At 61.3% G+C, this 2,265-nt stretch carries 2 protein-coding genes; one reads left to right on the forward strand and one right to left on the reverse strand.

Annotation, left to right across the window (positions count from 1 at the left end):
* Positions 1-84: 84 nt before the first annotated feature.
* Positions 85-609 carry a hypothetical protein gene (locus tag HIJ39_RS22560; RefSeq protein WP_169103283.1) on the forward strand — a complete coding sequence of 175 codons (525 nt, stop codon included), beginning with the start codon at positions 85-87 and terminating at the stop codon, positions 607-609.
* A 133-nt stretch (positions 610-742) separates the two neighbouring features.
* On the opposite strand, the gene HIJ39_RS22565 is transcribed toward HIJ39_RS22560, so the two are convergent.
* On the reverse strand, positions 743-1,981 hold the full coding sequence (locus HIJ39_RS22565; RefSeq protein WP_169103284.1) for an IS110 family RNA-guided transposase: 1,239 nt from the start codon (positions 1,979-1,981) through the stop codon (positions 743-745).
* Positions 1,982-2,265 lie beyond the last annotated feature (284 nt).

The following is a 2,265-nucleotide window of genomic DNA, read 5'->3' on the forward strand; positions in this document are numbered from 1 at the left end:
AGCCGCTTGCCGCTACGCGGCAAGCCCCAAGACCTTGGTCTTAGGCTAGTAGGCTAATTCTTTTTATACGAGGAGGTCACCGCCATGTCATCCGTTCCGGACCAGACTCCCAAAGTCCGCGAAATCCACTTCCATGTGGGCGTGGCGCGGTGGAGGCAAAGTCTCGCTGAGATTGTCACACCGCTGATTCCCTTGCTCGACGCACAGATTGAACCTTGGCCCGGGGTCTTCGGGAGTCCCTATGCGATCACGACCCGTCAGATCCGGTCGCCCTGGACCGCCTGGCTCCACCAGGCGCAGCACGGGCGGTGCTTTTGGTGCCACAACCCCTTATCGACCAAGACCAGCACCGTCGAGCATGTCCTGCCGTATGAAGGGGCCATCTGGCCCACCGCTTCGCGGGTGGAGCAATTGCTCAGCCTCCGGCTCAGCCACAGCGCTTGCAATACGGCCTATGCGGCCTGGCGGGCACAGCAAAATCCTGCGGCGCTCCAGGCGATGGACGAGCGCCTGCTCCACCTCATCCAGCAGACCATACGGGCTTACCCGATTTTCCAACTCTACGGCTATCAGCAGCATCGCCCGCTGGCCCTGCTGAATGATGGCTAGTGCCCCTCGACACAAAGTCCCGCGGTTAAATGTCAAGACCCATTTTTCTCACGGGACAGCCGGAGAAAGCCATGCTGAACTAGACCGTCCAGAAAGGAGGTGGTAGGAAATGGCAAATCGGTTGTCGGTCCCCTTAGTGCGGCATCAGCTTCCTTGCGTCGTAGATTTGGCCTCGGGTCAGCATCCCGTAGACCACGCCGACCAACTTGCGTGCCGTCAAGACCAGCGCTCGCTTATGTGCGTGGTGCCGGGCCTCACGGTACTTCTTCGCGTAAAAGGCTTTGAAGTGTGGGTCCCGCACACGGACTCTCTCGGCCGCTTCGACGAAGTCGTGCCGCAAGTAGACGTTGCCCGACCGTGTCAGCGGTCGGATGTCGGCATCAAAGTCCCCCGATTGGTGGGGGCGCCACGTGAGCCCGGCATATTTGGCCAAGGCATTTTCCGAGGTAAACCGTTCCACGGGGCCGATTTCGGCCAGCAAGCCCGCGCCGTAGACCGGGCCAATCCCGGGAATCGTGGTCAGGGTTTGGCGAAACGCTTGGAAATCCCGAGCAATCACTGTGTCCAATTCGCGTTGTTGGCGTTCCAAGGCCCGGATGGTGTCCAGATGCAGCACCAGACTTTGCCGTCGGGCGTCCCGCTCCTCCGGGTGCAGCCGGAAGGCGCGCTGGGCCAAGCGATGCAGGGTCTGGGCAATGTCCTCTGGCGCCTTCAACCGATTGCGGCCCACCGCGGCGATTTCCGCCGCGAGATCCGCCAGGGGGGTCTGGGCCAGCGTGTCGGGCGTATAGCGTGCCAACACGGCTTGGGACGCCAGGCCGAAAACGTCCGAGAAGAAGGGCTCCTTCGTGTGGGCGTACTGGCCCCAGACACAGAAGAGCTGGGCCAGGGCGCGATTCTTTTCCTGGGTGATCAACCGGCTGACTTGCCGGCGATGGCGCGTCAATACTTGCAACGCGGCATAGCGCGGATCGGGTGGCGTCCACGGCACCACGCGCCCAAAGCGGAGGACATCGGCAATCAGCTGCGCGTCCGCGCGGTCCGTTTTGCCTCGGTCCACCTCGGTCTCGCCGAACTTCGCGACGACTTTCGGATTCAGCACGTACCAGGTGGGCTGCCATGGTTGCAGACGCGGCTCTTGGACCAACCATTCCATCAGCGGCGCATGGTACACCGACGTGGCTTCGACGCCCACGGCCAGCCGCGCGTACGGCGCGGCCTGGCTCTGCAGCCAGGCGACCAATTGCTCTCCACCCTCGCGATGATTGGGAACGGTCGTTCGGGCGACGATGCGGCCATCTACCTCCATGGCACAGACCACGTGGTTCCCGAGACTCGTGTCAATGCCCACGTACAACACAGTCTCCACCATGTTTCACCTCCTTTCGATGAGGGATGCATCGGGAACCGGATTTCGCCGACGCGCCAACGCCTTCGTTGCGACCTCGCTTATAAGCCGTCATCCCCGACCGCGGTGTGCGATAGACCGGTGCCACGGGCCTCCCCGGTGGGGCTAATCATTACCCACATCTTGGATAGCGCAAACGAACATGCGGAGTCTCATCCAAACGAGCTAATTCTCTTTGGATGAGGCTCTTGCGAGTTTTTTGCCGGGTGCAAAGATGTTATTGGACTTGTCAACAGTTTGTTTTTGGG

The organism is Sulfobacillus harzensis, assembly GCF_012933365.1.
GTDB lineage: Bacteria > Bacillota > Sulfobacillia > Sulfobacillales > Sulfobacillaceae > Sulfobacillus_B > Sulfobacillus_B harzensis.

Bases quoted from the DNA above. Each gene is read 5' to 3' on its own strand.
- HIJ39_RS22565 (WP_169103284.1), bottom strand. From the start codon at position 1,981: ATGGTGGAGACTGTGTTGTACGTGGGCATTGACACGAGTCTCGGGAAC.
- HIJ39_RS22560 (WP_169103283.1), top strand. From the start codon at position 85: ATGTCATCCGTTCCGGACCAGACTCCCAAAGTCCGCGAAATCCACTTC.